The organism is Virgibacillus sp. LDC1, assembly GCF_025792345.1.
Classification (GTDB): Bacteria; Bacillota; Bacilli; order Paenibacillales; family Paenibacillaceae; genus Paenibacillus_AQ; species Paenibacillus_AQ lautus.
The window spans coordinates 486,789-503,692 of the sequence record NZ_JAOXLZ010000005.1 but is presented as its reverse complement, the minus strand read 5'-3'; the positions used below and the strand labels follow the sequence as shown (position 1 = coordinate 503,692).

Below are 16,904 nucleotides of genomic sequence, written 5' to 3'. Positions count from 1 at the left end.
TCGCTTTAATCGCTCGCCATTTACATTGGTATAAAAAACGCCCTTAAGGTTTTAGCAACCTTAAGGACGGTCTTTTACTTCTAATGGATTCCTGTTTCGCTTAGTTCATAAACTTCAATGCAGCCAAAGTACGTTTCAGAACAAGTGCCGCTTGGGCGCGGGTAACCGAATCGAGTGCTCCGAAATGACCATGATTGTCGCCCTGCACGATGCCTTGCTCCGTAAGACTGGCTACATGGGGAGCCGCCCAGGCAGGGATGGATGCCTGATCCTTGAATCCGGTAGCGGCATTTGCACCCTGATTCGGCAGGTCTGTCGGACTTACCGCCTCCATAGCACGGGTGATCATCACAGCCATTTCTGCCCGCGTCATGCCAGCATTTGGCGAGAAGTCACCGCCGGTGCCACCCTCGACCAAGCCGTAACGCGACGCTGCGCCGATCTCGCCGGCATACGCGGCGTCATCCTGGACATCCTTGAATGCTCCGCTCTCGATGATTGGACTAAGTCCCATTGCGCGGACCAGCATAGCCGTAAACTCGGCGCGTGTGATCACCTTGCCCGGTGCATACGAGTTAGCGTTGACTCCGTTCACGAGCAGCTTGGAGGCCATGGATTCAATTTCCGCTTTCGCCCAGTGGCCGTTCAGATCCGTAAAGGTTTTCTTGTACTGCAGGAGTGCATAAATGGCGTTTCCGGCATGCTTCACTTCGATGGCCGGTTTACCGTTCCATGTCGTCGCGGCAGCCGGTACAAATCGGAAGGTTCCCGCCTCTGCGTCATAGATTACAGCAGTGACCGAATTCGGAGCTTTCCCTGCCGGCAGCGGCAGGATACGGCTGATGACACGCTTCCCGAAATCCTTCAGTTCTTGCTCTGCGCCTGGTGCTCCAACCGCTACGCCAAACTGAATCGCTCCATTCGCTGCCATCGAGGCACCCATGGAAGCTGCCTTGCTGGTCATAGCATCCACCACCCTGCTGCCAACCGGGGTCATGGATATTTTCACTTGGATGCTGCCGGAGCCCTGCGCCGGCTCCAAAGCCTCATCCAAATGTAGAGCCGTTATCGGAAGACGGAAGGCACCAAGTGCAGTCTCCAGCACCAGGGTCGCATTCGAATTCCGCTCCATGGCCTGCTTCAGACCTGCTGCCGAAAGGGATAGCTCGGCGGCACGGTTCAACTCCGGAGCCCGAATAATCAGTTCCTGCTGCCCGTTCGCAGACAATCCGGCAACTGCCTTCTGCCATGCCTCTTCCTTCACCGTAATGTGGTCCACAGCTCCGCCTGCAGCGCCTATCATCAGATCCTTGCCTGTCATTACGTTTGGCAATGATGTGTCTCCGCCCGAGGAAGGAGGGTTAGGCTGAGATACCGGCGGTGTTACAGAACCGCCTCCCGAACCACCTGATCCTGAACCTGATCCCGGTGAGGAGCCGTCGCCAGGATTCGCCGGTTTCTTCTGCTCCGTAATTCTTCCCTCCACCTTCGGCGAAACCTTTCCGCCCAGCTTGGTCACATATTCCATGAAGATTTCATAATCCGGATAACCCAGATCCTCGTTATATTTCCCTTCGGCAATCGCTTCGGCAAAGGATTTATATCCGTCTCCGCCCTTGGCCAAAAAGCTGTTTGTTGCCATCCGGTACGATTCGGTCAATACCAAAGGTTTGTAGCTTCCATCCTTCATAATCTGTACATCGAACACTTTATCACCAGCCGGAGCGTTTGGATCCCATTTAAATTTCATCCCGGCGATTTGCGGGAATTTTCCTGGCAGATCCGCCAATTTGGCACCGCTAATTCCGTTTTCCAGTCCGTCTTTCAACTGCTGTCCTGTGACGTCCATGACAAACAGCGTATTTCCAAAAGGCATCACCGTACGCAGCTCGCCCATCGTGATTTCACCTTCATCAATGGCTGCGCGAATACCTCCTCCATTGGTGAGAGCAATATCGGCGTTTTTCAGCTCTTTGGCTTTTGCCAGCATGCCATCCGAAATCAGATTGCCCAGGTTTGTCTCCTTGGAGCGGACATTCTCGCGTTTCCCATCAAGCGCCACTTCTGCAGTACCGATAACCTGCTTCATTAGCTCTTCCAATTCCGCTTTATAAGGAGCCAGCATATCTTTAGCCTGCGTGTCTTCCGCGACCGTTTGGTCTACCGGAATCAGCTTGCCGCCGAGTTCGCCTTCCCCGACGAGGACATTGCCTTCCTTGTCAAACTGCAAGTCGACTCGGCCGAGATATTTCCCCCATTCATTCGCTTGCACGATGACGGTTGGTGTACCGTGTTCATTGTCCGTCACCACTTCCGGTGCATTGAGCGTTGTGTGGGTATGGCCTCCAACAATGAGGTCGATGCCTTCAACTGCTTCGGCAAGCGCCTGATCTTTGGCGTACCCAAGATGCGACAGACCGATGATGATGTTTAGCCCTTCCTGCTCCATCGCCTCCACGGTTGCACGAGCTGAGGTCACCGCTTCACGGAACACCACATCTTTACCCGGGCTCGACGTCTCTGCCGTATCCTCGGTCGTTAATCCGAATACCCCGACCTTTTGACCGTCCACCAGAAGCGTGACGTAAGGATAAACCCCGTTATTTGCCGTCGTCTTTGGCTGATCGGTATCGATCACCTCCGGCTTACGAATCAGGTGCGAAATGTTAGCATCCTGACTCAGATCCACATTCGCGCTGACAAGCGGGAATTGCGCCTTGCTCACGAAATTTGCAAGCGTCTTGGTGCCTTGATCGAATTCGTGATTACCGAACGTCATCGCGTCATAACCCATATAGTTCATGAAGGCCAGATCGGCCAATCCAAACCATTTGGTAAAATACAGATCGCCTGAGAAGACATCCCCTGCATCCAGCAGCAGGCTGTTTCCGCCCTCGCTGCGGACCTCCTGAACCAGCGTGGCTCGTCTGGCCACTTCCGCCAGATGTGCATGCGTATCGTTGGTATGCATCACCGTTAACTTCCATGGTTCGCCTTCCGACGAACCATCCGTTACCTTAACCTGTACTACCGCCGACCCATAACCATCCTTGCTCAAGACGGTGATCACGGCCTCACCTGCGGAGACTGGCGTGACCTGACCGGTTGGATCCACGGAAGCCACCATTTCATTGGAGGAACTCCAAGTCAGCTCGGTTGAGCCGCCTTGGATCGGCTCCACGCTTGCCTGCAATAGTTCCGGTGCGCCGCCTGGACTCAGCTTCAGCGATGTCTTGTCCAGCGTAATTTTGGTTACCTGGAGCTCCAGCAGGGCCACCGTCCCACTGACCTCATTAGCGACCAGCAGCAGCGGCCGTCCTGTCTTGCTGTCCGCGGCCGGAATAAAGTCCAATCCCTCAGGCCCGGAATCCGACTCAATTCCGCCGTTAAAATCCCGTGTATTGATGTAGTTCAGAAACGCAGGGTCGGATGGATTCGTTACATCATACGTCATAACCCCGCCAATGCGTTCTAAGCCGACAAAAGCCAGCGTCTTCTGTCCTACCTTACCTACCGTTACATATTCGGGTTCTGGACCTTTCTTGGCGCTGCGGCTGTCCAGATCGGTTTTATCATTGCTGGCATTGAAATGATTCGGTAAGCGCTCGGCCGTAATCTTCTCAAAATCACTGCCGCTGTCGTACACCTGGGACATGTCGGCTGCATTCCATATGGAGAATGAACGACCTCCGTACAGATACAATTCCTCATTGCCCATATCGCTGGCAACCTCAACCTTGTCGTAGGCGGTTCCCTTGTCTGCTAGAAATTGAGCAGCCGGAGACAACGGATCCAGATTAGGCTTCATTTTGCCAATGTCGCTTTCATTGCTTCGCTCATCCCAGCCTGTTGCATCGCCTTCGTTCGCAGACAGAATATACTGCTGTCCGTTCACGCTGTAGGTCGCGATTCCGTCCGGCATATACATTCCGTAAAAAGGAACGTTCTCAAACTTGATTTGTCCGTCCTTTAGGAGGTCGAGCTGATTCTCCGGTTGATTGAAGTCCTTATACCCGAGTCCCTTGACCGATTGAATACGCTTCGCGGCGATATCGACCACGGCGACTGCATTATTCTCCTGCAAAGCAACGTAAGCCGTCAACTCGTCCTCGGACAAGGAGATGTATTCGGGCTCCAGATCATGAACAGCATCACCCTTAGTTCCGGTGCTGCGAATTTGCCCGTCCGCTTCCACAGGTCCGCGAATATGTACCTGATCGTCAATGATCGACGGATCATCAAACTTCAAATGACTTACTTCGCCTGATAAGGTGTCGATAATCGTAATGCTTCCTTCTGGATCAGGAGCGATCTCCGTACGAGGCTCGCCTTCATCCGCTGTCAGGATATAACGGCCATCGGACGTATACTTGACCATATCCGGCTGAATGCCGGTTTCATAAGATCTGATCAAGCCGCCGTCATAGTCGAGTACCAGAACCTTGCCTGCTTTTGCATGATCCTGCTCCTGCACAGCGACCACAACCTGCTTCGTCTTGGTGTTGATATCCACGCTGGTGAGGTCCCCATACAGAAAACCGCCCGTGCTTGCCAACGCTTCCACATCGATCTGCTTATCCTTCAGCAAGCTGCCGTCAGCGTCAATAGACACGATTTCGAGACTTGCCGGCTGGGTTGAACCATTGACTAGATAGAGCTTCCCGTTATCTTTGTTGTATTTTACAATTTCCGCAACGCCGCCATCCTTATTGGAGGTACCTACGGAATAATGCCCGATCATTTTCATGGCCAGCTTGTCAGCCACCGGATCAGTGCGTTTTCCCAATACTTGCAATTTCACAAGCGACTGAGCCGTTGCAGGTACGGCTGCACTATCTTGTACCGTTACCTCAACCGTATATTCGCCCTCTTGTCCAGCAGCAGGCGTGCCCGTAATGGATCCTGTATCGGATGTAATGTCCAAGCCTGCCGGTAAACCCGTTGCCGAGAAGGTATACGGTGCTTGTCCGCCATATACATCAACGGTTACTGTATATGTTTCTTCTGCATGTGCATCCGGAAGGATCTTATCGGTAATGCCGAAATCAACGGCAGCGATAGCTGTGTCTTGCGATGCTGTCTCCATGCTGGCCGTCTGAAGTATCTCTTGTCCCTCTTCAGCCATCACGGTGCCTGCCGAAAATAGGGAGGCCATCGTGATTTCCGCCGCCATCAACAGCGAGACTACTTTCATGCTTTTATGCTTCAACTCCATATCCCCTCTTCTATCCTTATTTAATTTCAAGTGTAAGGAAGAAGTGTTAACGCATCCTCAATAAAGCTCGCGGTTTGTGTAAAATGGACGCCAAACAGCAAAAAAGCCGCGACAGCCATGCCGGGCTTCTATAAGCGGCAGCTGTATACTAGCTGCCTGCCAACCTTGAAATCACCTTCATATGTATTGTGATACTCCACTTATCAGAACAAGTACCAGCATCCTCATCGCCTTTAATCAATGATTCCAAAATGCCTCATTGTTGCTATGCTGATCAAAATAACCCAACGTATGAACAGGATGGCCCACATGATCAAAAAGCCCTGAATCAACCGTTCAACCATCCATTCAACCTTGTTATTGGAAGTATATCTCCGTCTCGGCTTCAAAAACCAATGAGTTAACCCTTTAAAGACACCCAATACGATAAACGCGATTCTCACCCGTTTGACACTCCCTCCTCTCAGTGATGTAATTCCCCAAAATTGGTTGTCATTTAATATGATCTTATCACTCATTTTGGGATATTTCACCAATGATTTGGAGTGATTAAAAAACGCGATACGGGATCATCCCCGCACCGCGTCTTTTGACTTTCTTATATCTGTTTACTCCGCCTGGTAGCGCTCATAAGCGGCCTGGTAAACCTCCATGTATCGGTCCAGTCCCATCTTGTTGAGTGTATTCACATACTCATCCCATTGGCTGAACGAGGCCGAGCCGTTCACGAATTTCGCTTCCATTTCCTTAACGTAATCCTCAATATCTTTACCGATCGAGGACATGACGTCCGTCTCTTCCAATGTAAAGTTAAAATTGTAAAGAATCTCTTTTACAGCATACGGCTTTGCTTTTTCGGCAGCGGCCATTGCGTTAGGGCGTGTCTCCGAGGCTTTGAACCATTGCTCCCGCACAAAGCCCGGATAGCTGCCCCCGAGCCAAGTGAAATTTTTGGCCAACGCCTGATCCTGCGTTAATCCGTTTGGATTCTCCGTAATCTCTTTCACATATTCGAGCTGACCGTCAGCGTTTTTCGTATAAGTCTCGCCTTCTTTACCCATGAAATAGAACTGGGCTCCTTCATCCCCATAGAAATAATCCATCCAGCGGATCGTGGCTTCCGGATTCGGGTTCTTATCGGTAATCGCAAATGCACCCACGTGAACCATCGGCACTTTGACGTGAGAATAGAGCTGATCTCCGTGCGGTCCCTTAAGCGCCCCTAGCCCGATGTATTCTTTGCGTCCCATCACCATCTCCGGATTCGGCACAATCGTGGAGCCGAGCAGGCCCTCCTGCCCTTTCGCATTCAATGCTCCGCCTTCAATCGTGAAGATTTCTTTATCGAGCAGTCCTTCTTGATGCAGCTTGTTCACGAACTGCAGCATTTCCTTGTACTCCGGCAAAGCCTTTGTGAAGCGCAGTTTCCCTGTGTCCGGATCTATGTCCACCAATTTATGGCCAAGTCCACTTGTACCAAGTCCCCAAGAGCCTTTCAAGTGATCGATGATCCCGGTAATGCCTGTTGAAGCGAATGGAATCTCATCATGCTGTCCGTTACCGTTCAGATCGGTTTCCTTGACGGCCTTCAAATACGCATAGAATTCTTCGGTCGTCTGCGGTTCTTTCATCCCGAGCTGATCCAGCCATTCCTGATTAATCCATATCGGTGTACCAATCAACATGGAGAGCAGCTCAGGATCGTAGAAAGAAGGCAGGGAATAAATATTGCCGTCCGGCATCGTAAGCCCTTTTCGAATATCCGGGTACTGTTCCATCATTTTTTTGAAATTCGGTGCATATTGATCGATCAGATCGTTCAGCGGTATAAATACCCCTTGCCCCCCATAGCGGGTCAATTCTGCGGAGCTCACCCTTGCCGAGTAGAATACATCCGGATAATCACCGCCTGCCAGCGCCAGGTTCCGTTTCTCGGTCAGTGTATCGAATGGAATGAGGTTCCATGTTACATTCACATTCGACATCTCTTGATAGGTTTTCCATACGAGGGTGTCCTCGAATTTGCTTCCGTTCGATGGCGACTTGCCCGTGAAGAATGTCAGGTTGAGGGGCTCGTTCACAATCGGCATCCCCGTTTCGTTAAAATTAGCCTGAGGCGTTTCCCCCTTATCCGTTGCACCTTCCCCGCTTTTACTACCACAGCCTGCCAGCAATCCGGCTGCCAGCACGGCTGCCAATGTAAGTGAAGCCCATTTTCTCATCACCATAAATTTCATTTCCTCCTCATAAAATATCCGTAATCAACCTTTAATTGCACCAATCATAACACCCTTCACAAAATACTTTTGCAGGAACGGATACAACAGCAGCATCGGCAGATTCGTCACAATGACCGCCGCATATTTGATCGCTTCCGCATCCATTAGACTTCGTGCCAGTGAATCATCACTGATATCCACCATCTCCTGCATTTGTCCCTGAACCAAAATTTCACGCAGGAACAGCTGCATCGGATAATTCGCACGATCTGACAAATAGATCAGCGCACTAAAATACGAGTTCCAGTGGCCCACGGCGTAGAACAGCACCATCACGGCCAGTATCGGACCGGATAACGGCAGGACAATGCGCCAAAGCACCCGCATGTTGGAAGCTCCGTCAATAAACGCCGCCTCCTGCATCTCCTTCGGAATGGAGCTTTGAAAGAAGGTCCGCATGATGATGATGTTCCACACGGATACGGCCGAAGGGATAATGATGGCCCAAATCGTATCCAGCATCCCCAGTTCCTTCACCAGCAAGTAATTGGGGATCATCCCCCCGCTGAAGAACATGGTGAATACAATAATTGCCGTGAAAATGCCGCGACCGTTGAAATCGGCTCTGGAAAGCGGATAAGCAGCTGCGATCGTCATCAGCACATTCAGCGCGGTTCCCGTCGTGGTATAAAGCAGCGTGTTCAGGAATCCCTGCATAAGATCCGAATTGGCAAATAATCGTTCGTAACCGACAAACGACAATTCCTTCGGCCATAACCATACTTCCCCCCGCATCACCGTTTCCGGAGCGCTGATGGAAGCAATCAGAACAAAAAATAAAGGATACAGTACAAGGAGCGTAATAAAAGATAGTATAATGTAAATAAATACGCCGGCTATTCGTTCACTGCGGCTTTGCGGCATATGCCATCATTCCTCCTTACCATAGGCTGTTCTCGCTGACTTTTCGGGCAATCCGGTTTACGGTAATCAGCATGATAAAGTTAACGATGGAGTTAAACAGGCCGACCGCAGCCGAAAAGCTGTACTGGGCACCCAATATACCGCTCCGGTATACGTTCGTGGCGATGACGTCGGACGCTTCCATATTGAGTGAATTTTGCATCAGGAAGATCTTCTCGAAACCGACGCCAAGAACGGAACCGATGTTCAGAATGAGCAGAATCGTCATCGTGGGCGCGATCCCCGGCAGATTAATATGCCAGATTCGCCGGAGCCAGCCCGCACCATCCACCTTGGCCGCCTCATGCAGCTGCGGATCGATCCCGGCGAGCGCCGCCAAATAGATAATGGAGCTCCAGCCCATGCCCTGCCATACGCCAGACCATACGTAGATGCTCTTGAACCAGGAGGGCTCCGTCATGAATGCAATCGGCTCTCCGCCGAAGGAGGTGATAATGTAATTGACTAGGCCGCTTACTGGCGACAGGAACATCATGATCATGCCAACGACGACGACCGTGGACAAGAAATGAGGTGCATAAGTTACCGTTTGTACGAATCGGCGAAACCGGCCCGATCTGGCTTCATTGATCATCAAGGCCAGAATAATCGGAATCGGAAATCCGACCGCCAACTCATATAACCCGATACCCATCGTATTTTTAATAATGCGCCAAAAATAAAAGCTGTCAAAAAAGCGCTCAAAATGTTTGAAGCCCACCCATGGGCTATCCACGATCCCTTTGTTAGCCATAAAATCCTTAAATGCAATTTGGACGCCATACATGGGTACATAATGAAATACAATGAAGTATAACAGAACCGGTGCAAATAAAGCGTATAGCTGCCAGTTTCTGCGCATCTGCATCATTGATCTCCGCCAGACACTTTTCTTTTGAATTTTTGAATGCGCTTCCACATTGCTTAGCTGACGTTGCAAAATCGGCAATCCCCTCTCTTTCGTCTATGCATCTTCGTGTGTCCCAAGGTCCACGTTTGCATCATAAACGACCCGAACGCATAAGGGGTATTGACCATTTTAATGATGTCTTGCCTTTCATTGGATGGATGGGCGAAAGCGCCATTTTCCTAAAGCAATGCTTAAAATCTAAAATATTGACTATCCATTTTTTACGAACGATTAACACGAATCGGGCACAATCCTTAACACTTGTCCTATATAATGTTGTGAAACCTTGGACGTCAGAAAAATACAAAGGGGGGAAGGCTGTGAATTGGATCAGACATAAAAGCCGCAGTGTATTCTTTAAGATTTTTCTGAGCTTTCTAGCCATCATCGTGTTATTCGGATTTTTCTATACGGTCATCTTCCAGCTTTTTAAGACCAGCCTGCAGAAAGAAATCATCGATACCAGCCAGCAGGCGGTTCACGATACGGCAGAGCGGTTCAACAACCAATTCAGCAGACTGCAGGTATTAATGTTCGATATATACAATCAATCCGAATTAATCGGCTTCAATAATCAGCTTCGCCACCAGGCCGGAAACGAAGTCAATTACTTGAAGGCACGTGATGTGATGATGCAGATGCGGAGCGATATCTATAATCCTCTGTTCTTTCTGGAGGACACCCTGATTTATCTCCGGGAGTTTGATTTTGTCCTCAGCAAATCCGGTAGCGGCGATGCTTCCTATATGTTGGGCCGATCCTACATGAGCGCTGAGTATCCCTATACATTCTGGAAAAACTATACCGACCATCATGAATCCTTCAAACTTCTCCCTGCAGCAACCTACCGGATAAACAACGATTGGTCCGAGAAAAAACTGATGCCCTATATCTATAAACAACCGAACAGCCGCTATGAGATCATTGCTCTCATTGATATCGATAAGGCCGCTCAATCCTTCTTCGGCGAGTCGGACGATCGTGCCCTGGCGATTCTGAACGCTGAAGGAAAAGTATTGTACGCATCGAACTCCATTAATCAAGATCAGCTTCCGACGTTTGAAGCTGGACAAAAAGCGGTGCTGAAGGATGGAACCTACTATTTTGCGGAAGCCGGATCCGACGGACTGGCTTATGTCTCGGCCGTACCTTATAGCCATGTCTATTCTCAGTTGAGCCGGTTAACCGGCGGTTTGCTGCTCATCTTCTGCCTGTCGCTTGGCGTGGCTCTCGCCGCTTCCTATTTCCTCAGCCGCAGATTGCACAAGCCGGTAAAGCAGATTCTAACCACCGTTCTGAACAGAGCCAGCAGTTCATCGATGCCGGAACCCGGAAGCATCACGGAATACGATCTGATTCAGAACCGGATCCAGGAGCTGTTCAGGGAAAAGGAAGAAATACGGGATCGCATGAACAAGCATAAATCCGTTCTAACCAGTTACTCTTATATCAGTCAGCTGAAGAGCATCAATACCGATATTAGCGAGTGGGAGGATTTCCTGTCGGATGACGGAAGTTTCATCGTGGTTCTGTATCACATCCGTTTCCGGATGAATCCGGTTTATGAGCTCCCCCTCCAGACCGATCAGGCTGTCCGCCATATGCTGGAGCATATTCATCTGATCACGGCTGAACGCTACCCGGGATCCCATACGTTCCAGATCGAAAAAAATGAGATCGTATCCATCTTCAAACGGGAGGAGGCTGCCCGCCTGGAGGAACTGCTGCTGGAAATCAAGGACATGTTAAATGAAGAAAAGGAATTGTTCCTGGTCACGATTGCAGTCAGTTCCCAGGTGAGCCATTCGTCCGAATTCAATCAAGCCTACCATCAAGTCAAAGGACTGACCGCGCAGGCACAACTCATGGAGGAATCACAGATGGTAACCAAGCAGCGGGTGCTTCCAACCACCGTCAACCTGAGCCCGTCACAGGAAAAAGGACTGCTGGACGCGCTGCAATCCGGCAGCGACAGCCGCTCCCTGCAGATCATCGATCAGGCGCTCGAAGCGATGCAGCGTAAGGAGGCGGGCATTGCGCAATTTCGTTTCTTTGCCGATTCGGTCGCTTCCAAGATTCTAAGTTATATGGAGATGGCCCAGGTTGATAAAACTTCCGTCCAATCCTTGAAGCAATGGAGCGCAAGATTGGCAGAATGCCATTGTTTATCTGATTACCAGGGGGTATTCCGTCAGCTCGTTGAAGCCTCCTGCGCCCTCATTCGCAAGAAAAAGGATACCGGCGAAGAGCCGCTCATCGCCATGTTCATGAACATTATCCATAACCAGTATGCCGATGATCTGTCTCTCGACTATTTGTCAGCCAAGCTTAACCTGTCGAGTGCCTACCTCTCCGTCTATATCAAGGAGAAGACCGGTCTTAACTTCAGTGAACATCTGCTCGGCATCCGTATGAACAAAGCGAAGGAACTACTGGCGTGCACGGACTTAACCGTCAATGAGATCAGCCAACGCGTCGGGTATCTCAACATCACCTCCTTCAACCGGACGTTTAAGAAGGCCACTGGCATGACGCCGGGCGCGTACCGCAGGCAGCATGTGGTGCAGACCCATGCGAGCGGATCATGAATTGCGGCTGTGACATAAGAAAACCTTCTCTTTCCTGGAAGGCCCGGGCATATCCCCGGCCCTCCAGGCGGAAGAGAAGGTTTTTTCGTTTTATTTCGCTCACACGCTGACGGTAAACAAACGGATCTGTTTCGCTCTAATCAGCCTTCATTGTCTTTTCCGTTTGTACTTGCCCACGATGTCCCCGATGTCCCCTTAAATTCTCTGCAGGGAACAACCGCTTGCTCCAGCGTGCCAGCAGGATCAGGATCCGGGCATCCACGAACCTGTAGAACCCATGGGCAATAACAGCGATAACCAAGAACGTAATGATGGTGGTAAACAGTACGTTCAACCCATAGTTCAGGAATTGATTGAGATACAGAAATATAAAGCTCCCTAGGGAACAAATAACGGTAAAGTGCACAAGGTACAACGAAAAAGAGACTTTACCCAAATAAGCAAAAAACCTGCGGCTAAATATCGATTGCATTCGGTTCGAATTCAACAGCACCCCTAGGATCAGGAATGATCCGATAACATGATAGAACACAAAGAAGTCGAAATCGGAAGCCCCCCATTGAAGAAGCGAATATATCGTTCCTTGCGGTGCGACATAGGGATAGGAGCCTGCGTAAATACCGATACAGAGAAGCAGAATATGAATCCAGGGCCGACGGATATAAGCCAGCCAGTCCCTCCCGCTATTCTTTACATCGCTTAACAGCATCCCTAATATAAATCCCAGGTAATAGGAATCGATGAATACGCAGATAAGGACGGCATAAACGGCATAACGAATCCCATGACGGCCACAAGTGACTAGAAAAACAAAAATCAGAAACGATCCAAACAGCTCGTATGTCATCGTCCAGAGCACGGGATTGTATTGCGATCCATACGTGAAAAAGGTATGAACCAAGCTTTCCTTCAGCATGATTAGCAGATTGGCGTCAGCCATAAACGGATCGGGCATCGAAGATAACGTCATTCCACGTATTTTGTCGTAGGCTCCGAGATCCAACACGATGATCAGATAAGCAAGGAAGACGGATAACAAGGCGGGTACGGCCAAACGAAAATAGCGGCGAATGGCAGACGAATAAATGATGCGCCTGTCTCCGGTTTGAAAAAATCGATAGCTGAGCACATATCCGCTCAACACAAAAAACAGACAGACCGAGAAGTTGCCGTTAAACAGCAGATTGAACGGTGTGCGCGCGGCAATCTCCTCAAAAGCGAAATGCTCGATCTCCTTCCTCCCCTCAAAAACCGACGGTGCAAACACCTGGAAAAAATGAGATACGACCACAATCAAGGCAGCTAAACCTCTCAAGCCATCCAAATATACAATTTTCATAACAACCCCACGTTCCCCTAGAAATAGGATGTTTGCGAATGCGAAACATATTTCACAGGGCAGGAAGAGGAATGCTGTACACGATTCGTTTTTCAGGGATAATCATCTTTAAGAAAATGGCTGACTCAGGAAATGAAAGCGTTTTCTTAATCTGAAGGAATTCAATAGGGGAGGGTAAAACATTGAGTATTTATTGGAGTCAGGTTGATATTGAAGAACTAACTGGATCAGGTGTCGTTTATTTTAACTCAAAGATGGAAATGTTGGAAGGTCTTCCGTGCAAAATGTATAAATTGACCTATCAACAGAGCTTATGGACGCATTGTCACGATTATTTTCAGATTTGGTATGTGGCGAAAGGAACATTCCAACACACCGTTAATCAACAGGCGTACGAGATCTCCAAGGGTGATATTTTTGTTATACCACCGTTTACCTTGCACAGCGTCAGCATTTCACCCGATGAGGACATCGAGATTTACGGATGCGAATTTATGCCAGCTTTCGTGAACGAGAGATTTCAGGAAATGCCAGCAGATCATGCTTTTTTCGATGTGGGGTTTCTGGAATACTTTCTGCGCCAGGAAATGAACGCCCAGTCCAAAATAACGCTGGACAGCGTTACCGACGTAACGGTCCAGAATGTCTTGAAGGACATGCTGATCGAATACGAGAGACGAACCCCTTTTTTTCAAATCTCGCTCAAAGCGAAGCTCCTTGTCCTCCTCTCGATTCTGGTACGGCAGGTCAACGGTGAACTGCTCCGGGAAGGATTCGAGAAATCCGAGAAATACCGGGGAATCATGACGAGAGTCGTTGATCACATCCATAACCACTATCAGGAAGATATGAATCTGAATGATCTATGCACCCTATCGAATTTATCAAGGTCCACGTTCTGCATCCTCTTCAAAGAATGGACAGGCAAAACGTTCAACCGGTATCTCACCGACCTGCGGATTCTACAAGCCATGATGATGCTGAAGCAGCCGGAGTTATCCGTGACGGATGTTTGCTACTCCACCGGTTTTAATGAACTCTCCTACTTCTGCAGAATCTTTAAAAAGTACACGGGCATCTCTCCCACCGACTTTCGTAAACAAGCGATCAAATAGAACGTTCATTACCATACGATAATCCTATTTTTGAACACGATAGTGAAATGAAATGATATTTTTACATGCTACGATATCCATAATTCTTACAAATAACTGGATCAGGGCCGGTTGTTTAGTCAACTGTTTTGGGGAGGGAAATTGATAGAACTTCGATTGCGTTACACGATTGTACACGAATGCTCAAGGGGAGGAAGAGGAATGAAGAGGAAGAAGAAATCTTTGATCTGGAGCCTTATTCTATTGATCTCTATCGTAACAGGATGCACAGGCGGCAATCCGCCGCAATCTGGCAGTGATGGTGACAAGCCATCCGAAAACCCGCCTGCGCAGGATGCCGTAACACTCGACTTCTGGTACGGCTGGACCGGACCGGAAGCGGAAGCGCTGGAACGATTGATTGCCAAGTGGAACTCGGCCAATCCCGACATTCAAGTGAAGGGTCTATCCCAAAGCGACTATCAGAAACAGCTTACCGCGATTACGGGGGGCAATCCTCCGGACATCGCATCTCAATTCGGACAAAATGTCGTGCCGTGGGGGCTGCGCGGCGCCATGATGCCGCTTGATGATTATATAGCGGAGGACGGCGTGGATCTTAAGGACTTCGTGCCCGCTGCCTTAAGCTCTTCCCAGCATGAAGGGAAGACGTATGCGATCCCGACGGCCATGCACGTGTCCATGCTGTTCTACAACAAGGATATTTTGCAGGAAGCCGGCTATGACGGTCCACCGGAAACGATAAGCGAGTTAAAAGAATATATCAAGAAGCTGAGCATCGTGGAGGATGGAGGGCGCCTCCAGCGGCTCGGATTGTGGCCCGGAATGGATGCGTATACGTTCAGCTATGCCTTTAACGGATCGTTTTATGATGAAGCAACCCAGCAGGTGACGCCGGACCATCCGGGGATCCAATCGGCCATTAAGCTCTCGAAGGAAATCTGGGATCAATACGGTTCCGATAATCTGGACCGATTCTCATCCGGGCTCGGCCAATACATGTCGGCACAGAATCCGTTCTTCTCGGGCAAGTATGCGATGACGATTGACGGAGAGTGGCTGCCCACCTTCATCAAACAATACGCGCCTGATCTGAATTATGGCATTGCGCCGATTCCTTATGATGAGAACAACCCGGAATTGAAAAACTCCGGAAATGTGTCTACCAGCGTATTCTATATTCCGAAGGGCGTCAAAAACCCGGACGCGTCCTGGAAGTTCATCAAATGGATGACCGAGCCGGAGCAAATGGCCGAATTCACGGCTGCCCTCGGGAATCTCCCAACGAGAAACTCTGCCTTCTCCAATCCACTCTATGAGGATGTGCCAGGGTTCAAGGAATTTCTGGACTACTCGGCAAGCGAAAACCTGAAGTCCTTCCCGGCTTCTTCCTACGCGAACGAGTACATGACGGAATTCAGCGCACAATATGACGCGATTCTCCGAGGCACCGTCAGCATGGAGGAAGGCTTGAACAAGGTGAAGGCCAAGATTCAGCCGCTGGTGAAATGATGACTGAACGAAGCAGGCTCTGTCCAATACAGCGATGTATCGGACAGGGCTGCATACTAAAAACTTAAAGCGGAAGGAGAAGCGCGAAGATGAGAGTCTCTACAGCAGTGAATCAACAGAAACCCGTATCAGGCTGGTCCAGGAAGGAGCGTCATTATGTATATCTTGGCCTGGCGTTCGCCTCTCCTTGGATTATCGGCTTTCTGGCTTTTACGGTCTACCCGTTCTTCGGTTCGCTCTACCTGAGTCTGACCGAATACGATTTATTCAGCCCTCCCAAATGGGTGGGGCTACAGAATTACGAGCAGATCTTTGCGGATGACCGCTTCTATAAGTCGCTCGGCAACACCTTTTTCATGGCGTTCATATCCGTGCCGATCACGCTGGCCGTCTCTTTGCTGATTGCCGTAATGCTCAATTTCAAAGTGAAGGGGATCAATTATTACCGCACGATCTTCTATCTTCCGTCGGTCATACCGATCGTCGCAAGCGCTCTGTTGTGGACATGGATGCTGAACCCCGACTTCGGTTTGGTTAACATGGCACTTCGCACTCTCGGTTTAACGGACCCGGCGTGGCTGCTGGATCCCCGTTATACGAAACCGTCTCTTATCCTGATGAGCCTGTGGGGCTCGGGTGCAGGCGCATTAATCTTTCTCGCCGCTCTCCAAGGCGTGCCGAGACAATATTATGAAGCGGCTCAAGTCGACGGAGCGAACTGGTGGTACCGGTTCTGGAAGATCACGGTTCCCGCCCTGTCCCCCATCATTCTTTTTCAGCTCATCATGGGGTTAATCGGAGCCTTTCAAATCTTTACGGAATCTTACATTTTAGCTGGCGGCAAGGTGGATGGAAGCGGCTCTCTGGGCGGTCCGGAACAGTCTCTGCTGTTCTATGCGGTCAATCTGTATCAGGAAGCATTTGTCTTTCTGAAGATGGGTTATGCCTCGGCGCTTGCCTGGATTCTATTTATCATCGTATTGCTGATTACGTTCATCCTGTTAAAAACGTCAGGCCGTTGGGTCTATTACGGAGGTGAGTAA

At 49.7% G+C, this 16,904-nt stretch carries 9 protein-coding genes; 4 read left to right on the top strand and 5 right to left on the bottom strand.

Going from position 1 to position 16,904, the window contains the following annotated elements; all coding sequences use genetic code 11:
* Positions 1 to 100: 100 nt before the first annotated feature.
* From OHJ21_RS26805 to OHJ21_RS26790, 4 genes are all read right to left on the bottom strand, one after another.
* A complete protein-coding gene (locus OHJ21_RS26805; protein WP_486021612.1) occupies positions 101 to 5,215 on the bottom strand; it encodes a choice-of-anchor I family protein in 5,115 nt (1,704 codons plus the stop codon).
* A 608-nt stretch (positions 5,216 to 5,823) separates the two neighbouring features.
* The gene (locus tag OHJ21_RS26800) at positions 5,824 to 7,443 is read right to left on the bottom strand and encodes an extracellular solute-binding protein (RefSeq protein WP_100540643.1); all 1,620 of its coding nucleotides are present in this window, start codon (positions 7,441 to 7,443) and stop codon (positions 5,824 to 5,826) included.
* Between the two features lie 33 nt (positions 7,444 to 7,476).
* On the bottom strand, positions 7,477 to 8,358 hold the full coding sequence (locus OHJ21_RS26795) for a carbohydrate ABC transporter permease (protein WP_100540642.1): 882 nt from the start codon (positions 8,356 to 8,358) through the stop codon (positions 7,477 to 7,479).
* A gap of 16 nt (positions 8,359 to 8,374) precedes the next feature.
* Positions 8,375 to 9,265 carry an ABC transporter permease gene (locus tag OHJ21_RS26790; protein ID WP_243390952.1) on the bottom strand — a complete coding sequence of 297 codons (891 nt, stop codon included), beginning with the start codon at positions 9,263 to 9,265 and terminating at the stop codon, positions 8,375 to 8,377.
* Between the two features lie 362 nt (positions 9,266 to 9,627).
* On the opposite strand from OHJ21_RS26790, the gene OHJ21_RS26785 reads away from it, so the two are divergent.
* Positions 9,628 to 11,895 (top strand): helix-turn-helix domain-containing protein, encoded by a 2,268-nt coding sequence (locus OHJ21_RS26785; protein ID WP_326115496.1) that lies wholly within the window; start codon positions 9,628 to 9,630, stop codon positions 11,893 to 11,895.
* Between the two features lie 136 nt (positions 11,896 to 12,031).
* Here the strand turns inward: OHJ21_RS26785 and OHJ21_RS26780 are convergent, their stop codons facing one another.
* Entirely contained in the window at positions 12,032 to 13,234 is a 1,203-nt protein-coding gene (locus tag OHJ21_RS26780) for an acyltransferase family protein (protein WP_486021611.1), read from the bottom strand.
* 182 nt (positions 13,235 to 13,416) lie between these two features.
* Between OHJ21_RS26780 and OHJ21_RS26775 the strand changes: the two genes are divergently transcribed.
* The 3 genes from OHJ21_RS26775 to OHJ21_RS26765 all read left to right on the top strand — a co-directional run bounded on the left by OHJ21_RS26775 (position 13,417) and on the right by OHJ21_RS26765 (position 16,904).
* Positions 13,417 to 14,349, top strand: coding sequence for an AraC family transcriptional regulator (locus OHJ21_RS26775; protein ID WP_100540638.1), 933 nt, complete (start codon positions 13,417 to 13,419; stop codon positions 14,347 to 14,349).
* A gap of 201 nt (positions 14,350 to 14,550) precedes the next feature.
* Positions 14,551 to 15,861, top strand: coding sequence for an ABC transporter substrate-binding protein (locus OHJ21_RS26770; protein ID WP_100540637.1), 1,311 nt, complete (start codon positions 14,551 to 14,553; stop codon positions 15,859 to 15,861).
* Between the two features lie 89 nt (positions 15,862 to 15,950).
* On the top strand, positions 15,951 to 16,904 hold the full coding sequence (locus tag OHJ21_RS26765) for a carbohydrate ABC transporter permease (RefSeq protein ID WP_394058587.1): 954 nt from the start codon (positions 15,951 to 15,953) through the stop codon (positions 16,902 to 16,904).

Excerpts from the sequence above, each read along its gene's own strand:
- OHJ21_RS26805 (WP_486021612.1), bottom strand. The coding sequence starts at position 5,215 with ATGGAGTTGAAGCATAAAAGCATGAAAGTAGTCTCGCTGTTGATGGCG.
- OHJ21_RS26800 (WP_100540643.1), bottom strand. The coding sequence starts at position 7,443 with ATGGTGATGAGAAAATGGGCTTCACTTACATTGGCAGCCGTGCTGGCA.
- OHJ21_RS26795 (WP_100540642.1), bottom strand. The coding sequence starts at position 8,358 with ATGCCGCAAAGCCGCAGTGAACGAATAGCCGGCGTATTTATTTACATT.
- OHJ21_RS26790 (WP_243390952.1), bottom strand. The coding sequence starts at position 9,265 with ATGCAGATGCGCAGAAACTGGCAGCTATACGCTTTATTTGCACCGGTT.
- OHJ21_RS26780 (WP_486021611.1), bottom strand. The coding sequence starts at position 13,234 with ATGAAAATTGTATATTTGGATGGCTTGAGAGGTTTAGCTGCCTTGATT.
- OHJ21_RS26770 (WP_100540637.1), top strand. The coding sequence starts at position 14,551 with ATGAAGAGGAAGAAGAAATCTTTGATCTGGAGCCTTATTCTATTGATC.
- OHJ21_RS26765 (WP_394058587.1), top strand. The coding sequence starts at position 15,951 with ATGAGAGTCTCTACAGCAGTGAATCAACAGAAACCCGTATCAGGCTGG.